The 16,342-nt window shown below is 33.4% G+C and carries 15 protein-coding genes and 1 tRNA gene; 7 read left to right on the top strand and 9 right to left on the bottom strand.

The features are described 5' to 3' along the window. Positions 1–162 precede the first annotated feature (162 nt). The 3 genes from BM289_RS09015 to BM289_RS09005 all read left to right on the top strand — a co-directional run bounded on the left by BM289_RS09015 (position 163) and on the right by BM289_RS09005 (position 3,793). Entirely contained in the window at positions 163–1,998 is a 1,836-nt protein-coding gene (locus tag BM289_RS09015; protein WP_091492590.1) for a TlpA family protein disulfide reductase, read from the top strand. A 113-nt stretch (positions 1,999–2,111) separates the two neighbouring features. Continuing rightward, on the top strand, positions 2,112–2,792 hold the full coding sequence (locus tag BM289_RS09010; protein ID WP_091492589.1) for a metal-dependent hydrolase: 681 nt from the start codon (positions 2,112–2,114) through the stop codon (positions 2,790–2,792). Positions 2,793–2,941: 149 nt separating this feature from the next. Continuing rightward, positions 2,942–3,793, top strand: a complete 852-nt coding sequence (locus tag BM289_RS09005; protein WP_091492587.1) for an alpha/beta fold hydrolase — start codon at positions 2,942–2,944, stop codon at positions 3,791–3,793. A gap of 36 nt (positions 3,794–3,829) precedes the next feature. Here the strand turns inward: BM289_RS09005 and BM289_RS09000 are convergent, their stop codons facing one another. Continuing rightward, positions 3,830–4,543, bottom strand: coding sequence for a zinc-dependent peptidase (locus tag BM289_RS09000; protein ID WP_167365407.1), 714 nt, complete (start codon positions 4,541–4,543; stop codon positions 3,830–3,832). 236 nt (positions 4,544–4,779) lie between these two features. On the opposite strand from BM289_RS09000, the gene BM289_RS08995 reads away from it, so the two are divergent. The 3 genes from BM289_RS08995 to BM289_RS08985 all read left to right on the top strand — a co-directional run bounded on the left by BM289_RS08995 (position 4,780) and on the right by BM289_RS08985 (position 6,938). Further along, entirely contained in the window at positions 4,780–5,382 is a 603-nt protein-coding gene (locus tag BM289_RS08995; RefSeq protein ID WP_091492584.1) for a dihydrofolate reductase family protein, read from the top strand. A 27-nt stretch (positions 5,383–5,409) separates the two neighbouring features. Continuing rightward, a complete protein-coding gene (locus tag BM289_RS08990; RefSeq protein WP_091492583.1) occupies positions 5,410–5,607 on the top strand; it encodes a hypothetical protein in 198 nt (65 codons plus the stop codon). A 122-nt stretch (positions 5,608–5,729) separates the two neighbouring features. Continuing rightward, entirely contained in the window at positions 5,730–6,938 is a 1,209-nt protein-coding gene (locus BM289_RS08985; RefSeq protein ID WP_091492581.1) for an outer membrane protein assembly factor BamB family protein, read from the top strand. A gap of 75 nt (positions 6,939–7,013) precedes the next feature. Here BM289_RS08985 and BM289_RS08980 read toward each other — a convergent pair whose 3' ends face one another. Continuing rightward, the gene (locus BM289_RS08980; protein WP_091492580.1) at positions 7,014–7,655 is read right to left on the bottom strand and encodes a hypothetical protein; all 642 of its coding nucleotides are present in this window, start codon (positions 7,653–7,655) and stop codon (positions 7,014–7,016) included. A gap of 343 nt (positions 7,656–7,998) precedes the next feature. Between BM289_RS08980 and BM289_RS08975 the strand changes: the two genes are divergently transcribed. Next, the gene (locus tag BM289_RS08975; protein ID WP_091492578.1) at positions 7,999–8,550 is read left to right on the top strand and encodes a GNAT family N-acetyltransferase; all 552 of its coding nucleotides are present in this window, start codon (positions 7,999–8,001) and stop codon (positions 8,548–8,550) included. Between the two features lie 177 nt (positions 8,551–8,727). Here the strand turns inward: BM289_RS08975 and BM289_RS08970 are convergent. From BM289_RS08970 to murG, 7 genes are all read right to left on the bottom strand, one after another. Further along, positions 8,728–8,801, bottom strand: a tRNA-Arg gene (locus BM289_RS08970). A gap of 113 nt (positions 8,802–8,914) precedes the next feature. Beyond that, the gene (locus tag BM289_RS08965) at positions 8,915–9,364 is read right to left on the bottom strand and encodes a GatB/YqeY domain-containing protein (RefSeq protein WP_091492577.1); all 450 of its coding nucleotides are present in this window, start codon (positions 9,362–9,364) and stop codon (positions 8,915–8,917) included. Positions 9,365–9,624: 260 nt separating this feature from the next. Beyond that, the gene (ftsZ, locus tag BM289_RS08960) at positions 9,625–11,628 is read right to left on the bottom strand and encodes a cell division protein FtsZ (protein ID WP_091492575.1); all 2,004 of its coding nucleotides are present in this window, start codon (positions 11,626–11,628) and stop codon (positions 9,625–9,627) included. 91 nt (positions 11,629–11,719) lie between these two features. After that, a complete protein-coding gene (gene ftsA / locus BM289_RS08955; RefSeq protein ID WP_091492573.1) occupies positions 11,720–13,126 on the bottom strand; it encodes a cell division protein FtsA in 1,407 nt (468 codons plus the stop codon). Positions 13,127–13,132: 6 nt separating this feature from the next. Then, positions 13,133–13,855: a cell division protein FtsQ/DivIB gene (locus BM289_RS08950; protein ID WP_091492572.1), complete on the bottom strand. Its 723-nt coding sequence runs from the start codon at positions 13,853–13,855 to the stop codon at positions 13,133–13,135. Further along, a complete protein-coding gene (gene murC, locus BM289_RS08945; RefSeq protein ID WP_091492570.1) occupies positions 13,842–15,191 on the bottom strand; it encodes a UDP-N-acetylmuramate--L-alanine ligase in 1,350 nt (449 codons plus the stop codon). Before murC ends, BM289_RS08950 begins: the two co-directional genes overlap by 14 nt. A gap of 32 nt (positions 15,192–15,223) precedes the next feature. Further along, positions 15,224–16,312: an undecaprenyldiphospho-muramoylpentapeptide beta-N-acetylglucosaminyltransferase gene (gene murG, locus BM289_RS08940; RefSeq protein WP_091492569.1), complete on the bottom strand. Its 1,089-nt coding sequence runs from the start codon at positions 16,310–16,312 to the stop codon at positions 15,224–15,226. Between the last annotated feature and the right edge of the window lie 30 nt (positions 16,313–16,342).

The following is a 16,342-nucleotide window of genomic DNA, read 5'->3' as shown; positions in this document are numbered from 1 at the left end:
ATCTGTTTTTACAGTAAAAATATACTTTAAATACATAAAGACGCAAAACTATACTGCCTTTTTCCTAATATTTTCTTAATAAAAAAACAACTGATGGTATAATATTTAATTTCACAATTCGTTAAACAATTAAGAAACAGACAAATAAAAAACCACAAAAAGATGAAAAAAATCTACATTTTGTTATTCTTTACCGTTGTTAGCAATCTATTTTCTCAAAACGGAAAAATCTATCTAAAAAACGCAAAATTTAAAATCGGTGCCGAAAATACTTATGTGTATGAACCGTCAAAAGAATTAACTGTTCCAAAGGGTGCTGTAGCAACAATTCTGGATTCTTTCAGTGATGAAATTCAGTATAAAAATTTAGTTCAAAAGGGAAAAAAATATGAGTTTACTACAAAAGTTGCCGACTCAGCCCGAACTATTTTTGTCATTATAACCGAGGCTCAAAAAATCGTTGACAGCAATGAAAAAAAGGGATATATTGTTTATCTAAGAACTCAAAACGAAACAGAGTTAAGCAAATCTCTTTTAGGCGGAATTATTGCTCAAAATTATGCCAACTATCGTTTTCAATTAAATAAAAATCAAAAACCTGAGTCAAAAATAGCTACTTATGATAGTCTGTATGCGAAATATCCTGATTTAAAAAAGGATAAAACCTATATGTCTTATCTCTATCTAAAAAATATGGCCACTCCAGGACAAAATAAAGATATTGGTGTAGCTTTTGCCAACGTATGTCTCCAAAAAAATACTGAGAGCGATCTTGTTCTTGCCACACAGGTATATGAATTAAATAATATGTCTGATGAGAAAGAAAAATTAGAAAAAGAGATTTTAGCTAAATATCCTTCTGGTTCACTAGCCAAAACTAAATTTATTGGACGTTTTTACAATCATAAGGACAAAACAGAAGAGTATGTCTTAAAATCAATCGATACCTGTAAAACAAAATACAAAGACAGCTCAAAAGAGACTTTATCTTCATTTTACAGCAGTTTGCTTTATACCTATCTTGAGGAAAAAAATATGGAAAAGATAAAGAGTATAGAACCTTACGTTTATAATGCTGACTACAGCTACAATAACTTTGCTTGGGGTTTGTCTGGTGGTGATCTCACAATGCCAGTACAACAAATTGACTTTGCTACAAATCTTTCAAAAAGGTCGTTAGATCTTCTAGAAGAAAAGAAAAACAAAGGCTTTTATCCTGATTATCAAGGATTGTATAATATGTATGCCGATACTTATGCGCTGCTGTTATACAAACAAGGTAAATTCAATGAAGCTTTTGAATACCAAAACAATGTAAAAAATGCCGGTGGATTAGATACCGGCGGAAAAGAGCGTTATCTGGCGATGATGCAAAAAGTTAAAAGCAAAGAAGAAGTTAGAAATTATATTGAAAATGAAATTAACTCTAATAAGAGCTGTCCTCCTGTATTTATTTCTACTTTGAAACAAATTTATATCGTACAAAATCTTCCTCTTGATCAGTTTGAAAAGTTAAAAGATAAGTTCGATAAATTAGCTCAAGAAGAAAAAGCTAAAAAAATCATCGACCAATTCGGCAGTAAAACCCCTACCGATTTTGTACTGAAAAACATGGATGGCAAAGAAGTCAAACTTTCTGATTACAAAGGAAAAGTGGTGGTTCTGGACTTTTGGGCAACTTGGTGCGGTCCCTGTAAAGCTTCTTTCCCTAAAATGCAGGAATTGGTTACGAAATACAAAGAAAAAGAGGTTACCTTCTTATTTATAAATACATTCGAAAACAAAAAAGAAGACGAGGTTTTTAAAAATGTAACCAATTATATTACCGAAAAGAAATATACTTTTAATGTGGTATTTGATTCGAAAAACGAAGTCGCTACTACTTACAAAGTAGAAGGAATTCCAACGCGGGTTCTTATTGGGAAAAATGGAGATATTCTGTTCTCAGATCATTCGAACACTAGTTTAGCAGAACTTATTGACGAACAATTAAAATAATTGTTTGTAAAGATTTTAAAGTTGAAATGCGCAGTAAAACTACTGCGCATTTTTTATTGGTATCTTTATTGAATTAAAAATCAACAACTTATTAATCTTAAAAATATATTTTTATGAAAATAACTTATTACGGTCATTCTTGTTTTTCTGTTTTTGCTAATGGAAAACACCTTCTCTTCGACCCTTTCATCACACAAAACGAATTAGCAAAAGATATTAATGTCGATGAAATAAAAGCCGATTACATTTTTATTTCGCACGCCCATTACGACCATATTTTAGATGTGGAAAGAATTGCTAAAAATACCGGAGCAAAAGTCCTTGGAAACTTCGAAATCTATAACTGGCTCTTGAAAAAAGGAATCGAAAATGCGCATCCTATAAATCCAGGCGGAAAGTTCAGTTTTGATTTTGGAACCGTAAAATGTGTCATTGCCCAGCATCCAAGCAGTTTTATGGATGGCAGTTACGGCGGTATTGCCTGTGGTTTTGTGTTGACAACTCCAGACGGAAATTTCTATTATAGTGGCGACACTGCTTTGACTTTTGATATGCAGTTTATACTGAAATTTACCAAACTTGACTTTGCCGTTTTCCCAATCGGTGATGGTTTGACGATGGGAATTGAAGAAGCCATTGAAGCTTCAAAACTGGTGGAAGTTAATAAAATTTTAGGCGTTCATTATGACACTTTTGGTTTCATTAAAATGGATCATCAAAAAGCTTTAGACGAATTTAAAAAGGCCGATTTGAATCTTTTCCTGCCTAAAATTGGCGATACAATCGAATTGTGAGTTGCTGTATTTCGTGAAAAGCAATTTTTTTAGCGAAATAAAACTAGAAAAACGGGCATCAAATTCTGTCAAACCCTGATATCCATTATTTTTTTTCGGAAGGCATTAAAATTGTTTCTTATTCTTTTATTAATCAAAATTTTAAAACAATGAGTACATCAAAAATAAACGCCACCAATTCAGAAACGCAATATGCCACTTTTTCAGACCGAACAATTGCGTATCGATCTATTGGCGAAGGAAATCCAATTATATTAATTAACCGCTTTAGAGGAACACTCGATACTTGGGATCCGCTGTTTTTAGATCTCCTTGCGGTAAAACATCAAGTGATTACTTTTGATTATTCAGGAATTGGATATTCAACAGGAACACTTCCGACTGATGTAAAAGTAGTCGCAAAAGATGTAAAAGATCTCGCTGATTATCTTAAAATCAAAAAAGCGATTTTTATGGGCTGGTCTTATGGCGGCTTGGTTACGCAGGCTGCAATGCATCAATATCCGGAACTGGTTACTCATACTATTTTATTAGGAACAGGTCCAATTGGTCCAAGAGTAGTCCCGCTGGAACAGTCTTTTCTGGATCATGCATTAAAACCAATAAATGATTTTAACGACGAAGTGATTCTTTTCTTTGAACCAGAATCTGAAGAAAGCGTAAAAGCAGCAAAAGCTTCTCATGACCGAATTGCGCAACGAATCGATGTTTCTAAAATCCCTTCGACTATGGAAGTTTTCCAACTGTATTTTGCTGGAGGCGAAAATGCTGCTGAAGATAAAGAGAATTACAGAGATAAACTCAAAACAACCCAAACACCAATATTAATAATTTCCGGAGATCACGATACAAGCTTTGCTGTAGAAAATTGGTATCCGCTGACCAAACAGCTTCCAACATCACAGTTAATTCTATTGCCACAAACTGGGCACGCTCCCCAGCATCAAAATATTCCACTGGTAGTAAATTACATCGATAATTTTTTACAGCATACGAAATAGATTTCCGGAATTTCTTTTGAAAATGAATATCTTATTTTAAAGGTCTTCTCTAAAATTAATCATTGTTTTTACATTTTTATACAACTCCGGAAATTCCATTTTAAAGATTTCCGGGGTTTCAAAGAAATGCTCTAGAATTACTGCCAAAAATTCAAATTTATTAGTGTAGGCATACTCCCTGAAATACTGTTTTTCTTTAAGTTTATTGGTTAATTCTTCTTGATCGAAATATTTTTCAATTTCTATAAACTCGTCATAGAAAATAATGGCTCCGGGAGAAGAACTTTTTTTGGAATGAAAATGCAGCACATGCGTAAATTCATGTAAACCTAGATTGATATTGTCCTTGGTTTCATGTCCGCTTAAAAAATCTTCCCACGAAAAAACAATCGTTTTCATCCTCGGATTATATTCTCCTTTATGATATTCCTGATTGATAGTAGAATAATATACTGAGGGATAAACAACTATATTTTCGAATAACTCCAAAAGATAATTTCGCATTCCAAAAGTGAGCATAACATAAGTTCCGGCAATAATCAGTTTCATTTCCCGAGTAACTTCAATGCCTTTTCCTTCAAAATTATAATACTCAATAAAACTTTCTACACGGTGTTCGAAATAACTTTTCTTTTTAACTGACAAATTAGAATAATAAGAAAATTCACGTTTCAGCAGTGCCCTATCTTCTGGATTCAATTTCTTCAAAACGGGATACCAAAATATATATAATGGTTTATTAAACAGCATTAAATACATTGGTTCAATAATCCTGAATACAAGTATGAAAAGAAACAAGATACCAATTAAAAGGAAAAACAGCATAGATATAATGGCATAAAAAAACAGAAACCTTTAGTGGTCTCTGCTTTGCTAAAATATAAAAATATTGAACAGTTTTAGTTAAAAAGATAGATCGCCTCAATAATCTTTTAATAAAAATTAGATTTGTTTGCTAAATTTGTATACACAAAACCATTACTATTATGAGAAAAATAATTGTTTTGTCAATGATTTCTTTAGACGGCGTCATGCAGGCACCGGGCGGACCAAAAGAAGACAAGTCAGACGGTTTTAAATACAGAGGATGGACAGCTCCTTATGGCGACGAAGTGTATCGTAAAGCCGTAGAAAATGAACTTCAACCTTCGGCTTATCTTTTGGGAAGAAAGACATTTGAAATCTGGGAAAATTACTGGCCAAAAAACAAAGAATTCTGGCCCGGAATTAATGATGGCAGTAAATATGTCCTTTCTAAAACCAGAAAAAAATCAGATTGGAAAAACACTATCTTTATCAAAAATCTGGCAGACATAAAGAAACTTAAAAACTCGGATGGTTTAGATATTCAAGTGTGGGGCAGTAGTGAACTTGTTCATCTTTTACTAAAAAATGATTTGGTTGATGAACTCAGATTGAAAATTCATCCATTAATCCTTGGAAAAGGAAAAAAGCTTTTTGCTAATGATGCCCTTCCGTCAGCATTTAGTTTAACAGAAAGTGTTGTTACAACCACAGAAGTAATTCTTGCCACTTACAAACGAACTGGCAAAGTAAAAACAGGAAATGCAGAAGAAACTATTAAATAAACCTCTTTTATAAATCAAACTTAAAAAATGGAGAATAAAAATAATGCACCAATATTTGCTTTACGAATTGTAGCAATCATAGTTGGAATAGCTTTGTATAAACAATTTGATTTTCAAACAATGCAGTTTGAAAAACCTGCATTGGCTGCTGTTTATGCTATTACTTTTCTATTTTCGGTTTATGTTATAATAAAGGATTTTAGAAAAAAACGATCTGAGAAATAAACCTGATAAAATATAATAATTAAAGAATCAAAAAGTTATAAAGAAATATTACAATATTTGTTTTTTTGAAAGAGTAATTTTCTCTACCTAAAAATAAAAAACATCAACCCCAAATCTTAAAAATGAAAAAAAATCTAATAACTCTTTTATTTGTATTTACCGTTATCAATATGTTTGGGCAGGCACCAGCTACTCCAAAAACGGGTAAAACTAATACCATTAATGCCAGTTTATCTCCCGCTGAAATGGTTACCAATAAAGCCATTCGTCCGATAAAAAAAATTCCTTTAGACGATACCTCAATTCTGATTTATGATTATGATGGTTCTCTTTTTTCATTTGACTTAGTATCTGAATCTATTAATTGGACTGTAAAAGCTACAGATGCTCCTTCCGAAATGTGCGCCAATAAAATAACGCTATTGAATGGAGTTCTATATGTTCCGTTTATTAATGGTGAAATTTTTGCCATAGACAACCAAAGCGGTGATCTTTTCTGGAAATCAAGATTGGGTAATATTACAGATCAGATTGTTCTTAAAGATCAAACACCAATCATAAACGATGGGAAATTATTTATAACAGCTCAAAATCAAAATCAAGGCAGTAACCTTTATGCTCTTGATATAAAAGATGGCAGTTTGGCATGGAATTACAAATTAGATTTAGCACAAAACGACATTCAGCCTCTTTTCTTCAACAACAAAATTTTCCTTCCAAGTGCCACCAATCTTTATAGTTTCGATGCGAAAACAGGAAAAGTTCTCAGTCAAAAAACTTTTGAAGAAAATATAACCGGAAAACCAATAACGGATGGCGAAAATATATTTATCGCAAGTGAAAAGAATACTCTTTATGCCTTAAGTCCTGAAAAACTCGATATTTTATGGCAGTTTAAGTTTGATGAAAATCAAAATAATGTGAAGGAACGCATCTTATATAAAGACAAAAAAATCTTTATTGGCGCGCAGGGTTCACAAGTTAGTTCGGTTTACGCCATTGATTCAAAAGCAGGAACACAACTATGGAAAGTAGATTTTAAAGATGATAACATCGAATACATTACCGAAGAAGTGAATAATATCTGGGGCTATACCAAAAAGAAAAAACTTTTCCAATTAGACTTCAATGGAGAGACCGTATTCGAAACCAAATTGACAACACTGCCAGTTTCGAACATTGAATTCCCTGCTGATGATAACTTACTATATTATTATTGCGATGCTGGTTTAATTCAGTTTGATTTAACCGAAAAAGATGAAAACGTATATTATATGCGAACTACTCTTGGTGATAATGTTTATACATCTTATTTGAAGATTATTCGATAAAATATAAAATCCCGAGAATTTAGATTCTCGGGATTTTTTTTATGGTACTTTTGACTGTACTATTTTCCAAACATTTTATATTTTTAGAATATCACTAATTACTTTTACAAAACCATGTTCTTCAAAATTATTCCAAAGAATAGGCACTGTCAAACTATATTCTTTTCCTTTTGCCCATATAAGTCTGTATCCGCTATTTTCCATATAGATACATCCATAATCTGCCTCTGTAGCGCTACATAATTCTTTGAAATATTTGTCAACTGATATTGATTTAGCAAAAAGCTGGCTCATAGAGCTGGTAACAGCCCAAAATTGAAGTTCTATACAATTCTCCATTTTTGAAGAATAGTCGTTAATATAAATTTCAACATTACCTATCCACCATTTATTATCCCCGCTTTTATAAAAATCTATAAAGTCAGATTCATCAAGAGAATTTGGTTGATAGTTTTGTGTCAAATCATACAAATAATACTCAATTATCGCATTATCTTCTTCGACTAAAATGCATGTATCTACATTTTGATTTATTCCAAAGTTTTCAAGTAAAGTTTTTGATATTTCCCCATCAGCATATTTATTAACTTTATATAACTGATCATTAATTATTTCAAATGATACCCTTTCTTTATCTGAACGTTCGTAAATGATTTTTAGAGCTCTCTTAAGGTTTTCCTTTTTAATGTATATTCTGTAATCGTAATCTAATCCCATTTTTATAGTCCTTATAAAGCCAAATATATCGCTTTTTAGATTAATTTCGAACTACAAAAAAAGCCTTAGAATCCAGATTCTTAGGCTTTAATTTTTTAATTATATTAGCTTAGTACAAAATCCAATAAAAATGAACCGATTTCTATTAGTTTTTTATTAATTATTAGTTTAGAGGGTTGTAAGAAATAGTTATTCATACGAAAATGAAGAATTAAAAGCAATTGAAGATATTAGTAATGACTTTTTAACTAAAAAAGACTTAAGTTCCCGCAGTAGTATTCATTAGTTAGCGGTAAGCAAAAGCCAAAATTCCAAATAAAAAATTAATCAAAAAAAGTACAGAATGGAATTGAATTTTAAAGATTTCCCTAAACTAATTACCGAAAGATTAATATTAAGAAATATTGAAAAAACTGATGTTGTTTTAATTCATAAATTACATTCTGATGCAATTGTAAATGCTTTTGTTGGAAGAGAGAATTCATCAAACTTAAAAAAAGCAGAAGAATATATCATTAAAATGCAAAATTTAATTGCGAGAAATGAATGCATTTATTGGGTTATAACTGAAAAAGGAAATAACAATCTAATTGGTTCAATTTGTTTATGGAATTTTGATCTTGAAAATGAAATTGTAGAAATAGGATATGAAATGTTGAGTGAATTTCAAGGTAAAGGTACAATGACGGAAGTAATCAAAAAAATAATAGAATATGCGTTTGAAAAATTAGAAGCAAAAATAATAACTGCTTTTCCCTCTTCTGACAACATTAATTCTGTATCAATATTAAAAAAAATGAACTTTGAATTGGAGAATAAAAAATATAATAATACTCATGAGGGTATAAAAAATCTGGTAACTTATACTTTAAGAAATAGTCCAATTAATAATTAGAATTGCCAGCTACTAATAACTACATAGGACTTTTGGCTGATTTTTAATTTAATAAAAAGCTGAGGACGAATTTAAAAATGATAGTAATCACATCATCAACACAAAACAACTTTGATGGGATTCGAACCAAAAAAAGCCTGCAAAATATACACTTTGCAGGCTTTCATTTTTTTATAGTGACCGCGGAGGGGTTCGAACCCCCAACCCTCAGAGCCGAAATCTGATATTCTATCCAGTTGAACTACGCGGTCAAAAATATTTAAATTTCAATTTTCTAAATTCCAAATTCCAAAGCGAAACTTGGAATTTGAAATTTATATATTGAGTTTCCCAATTTGGAATTTAGAAAATTGGAATTTAAAAATTACGAAAGTAATTTTTTCACAATTGTAGAAATGGTTTTTCCTTCAGCAGTTCCGCCTAATTGAGCAGATGCTAATCCCATTACTTTACCCATTGAAGCAATTCCAGAAGCTCCTGTTTCAGCAATGATTTTTGCTATTACAGCTTCTACTTCTTCTTCGCTTAATTGAGCCGGTAAAAACTTCTCGATTACCGCAACTTGCGCCAATTCTGGCTCCGCTAAGTCTGGACGATTTTGCTCTGTAAAGATTCTTGCGCTTTCTTTACGAGTTTTAACCAATCTCTGCAATAATTTAATTTCTTCGTCTTCTGATAATTCTTCTTTAGAACCCGAAGCCGTTGAAGCCAATAACAATTCAGATTTTACTGCTCTTAAAGCTTCTAAAGCTACAGTATCTTTTGCTTTCATGGCCGTTTTGATTTCGTCCATGATTTGTGTTTGTAAACTCATGTTTATATTTTATTTGAATAAGCCAAATGCTTATAAATTGATATATTGATTTGTTTTTTTAACTAATATTAAAGTTTGTCAGGCTGAGCGAAGTCGAAGCCCTTTCCAACGAGAAGCCCTTCGACTACGCTCAGGGTGACAATATTGTTTTTAAAATACTATTTTAAAAGTCAAATTTTTAAATTCTGTGCGAAGATAAAAAAAATAACCCGAAAATTAAATCCAATTTTCGGGCCATCTTAATATTATGATGCTAAAAATTAATCTACGTTATCGTGCAAAAATGAATTGTTTGAACGTAACTGCAAATCATTATTGCTATCTGTTCCAACAGAGATTCTAGAATTAGTATTATTTGATTGTGAATTCGATAAATCAATTCTTAATCTTTTGTAAGCTGGTTCTTTTTCCAACTCGTCAATTCTAGAAACATTGTTGTGGAATTTATAGTTAAACTCTTTTAGTTTCTTTCTTCTTTCTTCAGCTCTTAAACGAAGTGTTTCTTCAATTGTTAATTCTAACGGAGAAACTTCGGAAGTTGTTGAAAAATCAGGCTGACTAGCAAAATCAGTTCTTGGTTTCAAAGTGATATTCAATTCTTCTGGAATTGTATCTTCAACCTTTTTTTCTACTGGTTTAGAAGACAATAAGTCATTCTCCACTTCCATATATTCTTCAAGAGAATATTTAATGATTCCGTTTTCTGAAACTTCTGTTACAGGAACAAACTGTACCGGATCGTTTACTTTAATTTCTCGAGTTTCATTTGTCAATTCAAACAAAACTCTGTTATCCTCAACAACTGGCTCTCTTTTTACAGGTTCTTGTTTGAACAAAGGAAGATCAAAAGAAAAAGTAGTTTGTTCTTCTTTTTCAAATACTCTTCGCTGTTGTTGTACCGGTTGCTGCTGTTGAATTGGCTGTTGCTGCTGAAATTGCTGAACAGCTGGTTTCTCTGGTGAAGAAATTGTAAAATCAATATCCGTAATCGGCGAAACAATTTCGAAAGTCACATCCAGATTTTTAATAAACTCAGACATAACCACCAACTCTTCCTGATTAATTGCTGGAGCAACAGCATTTGTAGGAGTTGGAGTAAAAGTTTCATCGTCGTCTATTAAATCAAAAACAACTTTGTCTTCTACTTTTGTAGTTGGTGTATCTACTGTTAAGTCGAAAGATGAAATCGGTCTGTTTGTTAAATTATGAACACTTCTCTGCTCATCTTCCAACGTATGAATGATTTTCTTCGGTTCTGTATTTACAATTTCATTTTGTTGTTCCACATCAAAACCTGTAGCAATAATAGTTACAGCAATAGCTTCCCCAAGAGATTCGTCTTCACCAACTCCCATGATGATATTGGCATTGTAACCTGCTTCGGCCTGAATGTGATCGTTGATTTCTCCGATTTCGTCAAGAGTAATCTCGTTAGTTCCAGAAACGATAAGCAACAATACGTTTTTGGCACCTGTAATCTTATTATCGTTTAACAAAGGAGAATCTAAAGCAGAAACGATGGCGTCTTTTGCTCTGTTTTCACCTTCTGATACAGAAGATCCCATGATCGCAGTTCCACTGTTAGCCAAAACAGTTTTCGCGTCACGTAAATCGATATTTTGAGTATAGTGGTGCGTAATTACTTCAGCAATACCTCTAGAGGCAGTTGCCAAAACTTCATCCGCTTTAGAGAATCCTGCTTTGAAACCAAGATTTCCGTATACTTCTCTTAATTTATTATTGTTGATTACAATTAAAGAATCGACCTGCTTACGCAATTTCTCAATTCCAATAATCGCCTGCTCCTGACGTACTTTCCCTTCAAACTGAAACGGAATCGTCACGATACCAACTGTTAATATTTCTCTTTCTTTTGCCAACTGAGCAATTACCGGAGCTGCACCAGTTCCTGTTCCTCCACCCATACCAGCAGTGATAAATACCATCTTAGTATTTTTATCCAACATTTTTTCGATATCAGAAATACTTTCGATAGCTGACTGCTGTCCAACGTCCGGGTTTGCTCCTGCCCCTAATCCTTCAGTTAAATTAAGTCCTAATTGAATCTTATTTGGTACCGAACTATTTTGAAGCGCTTGCGAATCGGTATTACAAACGATAAAATCTACGCCTTTAATACCTTGCTTAAACATGTGGTTAATTGCGTTACTTCCGCCTCCACCTACACCTATTACTTTGATTACATTTGATTGATTTTTTGGTAAATCAAATGAAATACTTCCAAATTCTGAGTTGCTCATCATCTTTTTGGTTTTTTGAAATTCTTATTAAGTACATTTTTTACTTCTTGACTTGGGGCCAGAAAGTAATTTCCTTCTTCTTGTTTTATTCTAATTATTCTGCGTTGTCTAAAAATTCTTTGATTTTGTCGACGTATCGATCAAAAAATGATCGTCTTATTTTGGTTTCGGTAGATTCATCTTTAGATGCCTTCCGGCTTACAACCTCTCTAGTTTCTTCGATAGTCTCTACTTTCTCAACGTAGTTTTCTTCAACTTCGTATCGCTGTACTGGCGGAGCATTTCTGTAAACAACTTTTGGCTGTTCATTAACCAACTCCATTCTAACAGCACTTTGAGAACTATTTTCGATACTATTCATTACCAATCCAACTGCTGTTGCAAATAATGGACTAGAAATTTCTTCTCCCGAGTTTCCTGCCAAATGCTCGTTAGGATAACCAATTCTGGTATCCATTCCCGTAATGTACTCAACCAATTGTTTGATGTGCTTTAATTGCGCACCACCTCCAGTTAAAACAATTCCGGCAATAAGCTTTTTGCGAGGATCTTCGTGACCGTATGCTTTTATTTCTGCAAAAACCTGTTCTACAATTTCCACTACTCTTGCGTGGATAATTTTAGAAAGATTTTTTAATGAAATCTCTTTTGGTTCTCTTCCTCTCAACCCTGGAATAGAAACAATCTCGTTGTCTTTATTTTCTCCCGGCCAAGCAGATCCGAACTTTATTTTTAGAAGCTCAGCTTGTTTTTCAATAATCGAACATCCCTCTTTGATATCATCTGTAATTACATTTCCTCCAAAAGGAATTACAGCTGTGTGGCGAATGATGCCGTCTTTGAAAATAGCTAAATCTGTTGTTCCACCACCAATATCGATTAATGCAACACCCGCTTCTTTTTCCTCCTGACTTAAAACCGCATCTGCCGAAGCTAATGGCTCTAATGTCAATCCAGACAATTCAATTCCTGAACTTTGAATACATCTTCCAACATTTCTGATTGAGGAAGCCTGCCCCACTACAACGTGAAAACTAGACTCTAATCTTCCGCCATACATTCCGATTGGCTCTTTAATTTCAGATTGTCCGTCGATTTTAAATTCCTGAGGTAAAACGTGAATGATTTCTTCTCCCGGTAACATCGCCAGTTTATTTACCTGATCAATTAAAAGCTGAATATCATTTTCGCCAATTACTTCTTCAGGATTGTTTCTGCTGATGTAATCCGTATGCTGAATACTTCTGATGTGCTGTCCGGCAATACCCACAACCACATCTTTAATTTTGTAACCAGAATTATTTTCCGCTTCGATTATAGCCTGCTGAATAGACTGAATCGTCTGCGTAATGTTGTTTACTACTCCTCTGGCAACACCCAAACTTTTGGATTTACCAATGCCCAAAATCTCCAACTTACCATACTCATTTTTTTTGCCAATCATGGCAACGATTTTGGTTGTTCCAATATCTAGACCTACTGCAATATTATCTTTTTCCATTTTCTATTATTTAGTGCAAACTACTTGTTCCGTAAACCTAAGGTCAATTTTTTTGTATTTGTATAACGAACTATCTAAAACTGCTTTTTGAAAAAACGCTTTATAGTTTCTAAATTTCTTATCAACATTCATCGTTCTGCCAAAATCGATGAAGTAATCGAAGTTTCGATTAAACATTTTTAAGCTTCCATTCGGCATAATCTCGATTGCAATGATGTTTTTTTTCAAAAACGCATCGTCGTAAATTGTGCGGAATAAAGCGGCTAAATCTTCGTTATTTTTTTCATTAATTGCCCCTGAAACAAGAGGAACTCTCGCAGTGAAATTGTCAGACAAAGGCATTTTATTACCCTCGTAATCAATATAAAAAGAAGCGTCGCCATCATAAACTCTTGCTATGGGCGTCTTCTGTTTTACTACTGCTTTTAGAACTCCATCGATACTTACAAAAACGTTTGACTTCTCAATCATCTCTTGTGTATCGAGGGTTTTCTCTATCTTATTCAAATCTACTTCATCTTTTCTAATACTGGAAGCGTCTCTTTTATTTTCTATCAACAATTTATTAACCGTTTCTGGCTTCACAAAAAGCGTATTTTCTCCTACAAAAACAACCATTGATTTTTTCAATTTTCGATCACCATTTCGATGTTGTGCGAAGGAATATAGAAACAAAACCAGTCCGAAAATTAGTACTAATCGAATATTTGTCCAATTAAATATTTTCATTTAAAACCCTTTTAATTGACGGAACCATTTCTCCCAGATCACCAGCTCCAATTGTTACAATAATAGGTGCATCACTGGCTTTGATTTCACCCAATAAATCTTCTTTTGCAACAATTTTTTTGTTCGTATTGGTCATTTTACCCAAAAGCCACTCAGAAGTTACCCCTTCCATCGGAAGCTCTCTTGCAGGATAAATATCCATCAAAAACACTTGATCAAATTTTGATAAGCTTTCTGCAAATCCATCCACAAAATCTCTTGTTCTGCTGAATAAATGCGGCTGGAAAATCGCTAAAACTTTCTTGCCCGGATAAAGCTCCCTAACCGCTTGATGAACAGCATTTATTTCTGTTGGATGATGCGCATAATCATCAATATATACTAAATTTTCACTCTTTATTTGATATGAAAAACGTCTTCTAATTCCGTTGAATGAAGCAATGGCTTTTGCAATAGAATCGGTCGGGGTGCCGAAAGTTTTAGCCATTGCAATAGCCATCAATCCATTCATTAAATTGTGTTTACCAGGCAGTCCGAAACGTAAATCCTTCATGATTTCCGATGGCGTGTGCACATCAAAAACATAAGCCCCATCTTCAATACGAACGTTGAAAGCCTTATATACAGCATCTTCATTTATAGCACATTGAACTCCGTCAAGCGGTAATTCTTTTGTTATGAAGAGATTATTTTTATCTTCTACTTTTGAAGCAAATTCTCTGAAAGATTCCTTGATTGCCTCACTGGTTCCATAAATATCCAAATGATCTGCATCCATAGAAGTCACACAAGCAATATCTGGACGCAAGTGCAGAAACGATCTGTCAAATTCATCTGCTTCCACAACTGTTACCGTTTTGCCGCTTCCAATTAAATTCGAATTATAATTTTCTACAATTCCTCCAATAAAAGCGGTTACATCAGCACCACTTTGAAATAAAATATGACCAAGAATACTTGATGTTGTCGTTTTTCCATGCGTTCCTGCAACTGCAAAACAAAAAGTATCCCTACTAATGATTCCCAGAACTTCTGCACGTTTTTTAACCTCGTAATGTCTTTCTATAAAATAATTCCACTCAGCATGTGTTTTTGGAACCGCAGGTGTATAAATCACCAACGTATTCTCCACATAATACTCTTTTGGAATTAAGTTAATATCGTCCTCAAAATGAATATCAATACCGCTTTCAATCAATTCATTCGTCAGCATAGAAGGAGTTTTATCGTAACCTGAAACTTGTTTTCCAATAAACTTGAAATAACGAGCCAAGGCACTCATTCCGATTCCTCCGATACCAATAAAATAAACGTTTTGTATTTGATTTAAATTCATTTCTCTATGCTTTAGCCTTCGGCTTTATTTTACTACTTAATTAACTTCACAATCTCTGCAACAATAGCCTGAGTTGCTTTTGGCATCGCCAATTTTTTAATATTATCACTTAGCTGTTTCTGCTTTCCAAAATCTTTCAGCAGCGCTTCAAAAACAATGCTAAACTCGTTTTCTAACTCAGATTCTTTCAACAAAATAGCGCCCTTAGCATCAACGATTGCCTGCGCATTTTTAGTTTGGTGATCCTCAGCCACATTCGGAGACGGAATAAAAATCACTGGTTTTCCAACAATACATAATTCTGATACCGAAGAAGCTCCTGCACGTGAAATTATGATATCTGATGCCGCGTAAACGAAATCCATTCTTTCAATAAAATCAACCACTTTCACATTTGGCTGATTGTATTTTTTATAGTCCTCAAAATATAATTTCCCGCATTGCCAGATTACCTGTACATCCTGCGAAAGAAAATTTTGCAATTCTTTTTCAATTAACTGATTGATTCTTCTCGCTCCTAAACTTCCTCCCAGAACCAATAATGTTTTTTTATTTGGATCTAAACCATAAAAAGCAATAGCTTCATCACGTTTGCTGTCAATATCGATTAAATCCTGACGAACCGGATTTCCAGTTAAAACAATTTTCTCTTTCGGAAAAAAACGTTCTAAATTCTGATAGGCCACACAAATTGCATTGGCTTTTTTACTCAACAGTTTATTCGTTATTCCGGGAAAAGAATTCTGCTCCTGAACCACTGTCGGAATTCCTGCCGAACCTGCTGCTTGTAATAATGGTCCACTGGCAAAACCACCCGTTCCAATTACCACATTTGGCTTAAACTTTTTAATTATTCTTTTTGATTCCAATAAACTGCTTGCTAGTTTAAGCGGAAACATTAAGTTTTGCAAAGTCAGTTTTCGCTGTAAACCAGCAATCCAAAGACCTTTAATTTCATAACCAGCCTGAGGCACTTTTTGCATTTCCATTTTATCTTTGGCACCTACAAAAAGGAATTCTGCATCAGGAAATTGTAATTTTAATTCATTTGCAATCGCAATCGCAGGATAAATATGTCCTCCTGTTCCTCCTCCGCTAAGTATGAATTTATACTTTGTCATCTTTCTAAAAATTACAACTTTTTAAAAAAC

Origin of the sequence: Flavobacterium phragmitis (assembly GCF_900112575.1) — a bacterium.
Classification (GTDB): domain Bacteria; phylum Bacteroidota; class Bacteroidia; order Flavobacteriales; family Flavobacteriaceae; genus Flavobacterium; species Flavobacterium phragmitis.
The sequence above is the reverse complement of the archived record's forward strand: the minus strand, read 5'-3'. Positions and strand labels throughout refer to the sequence as shown.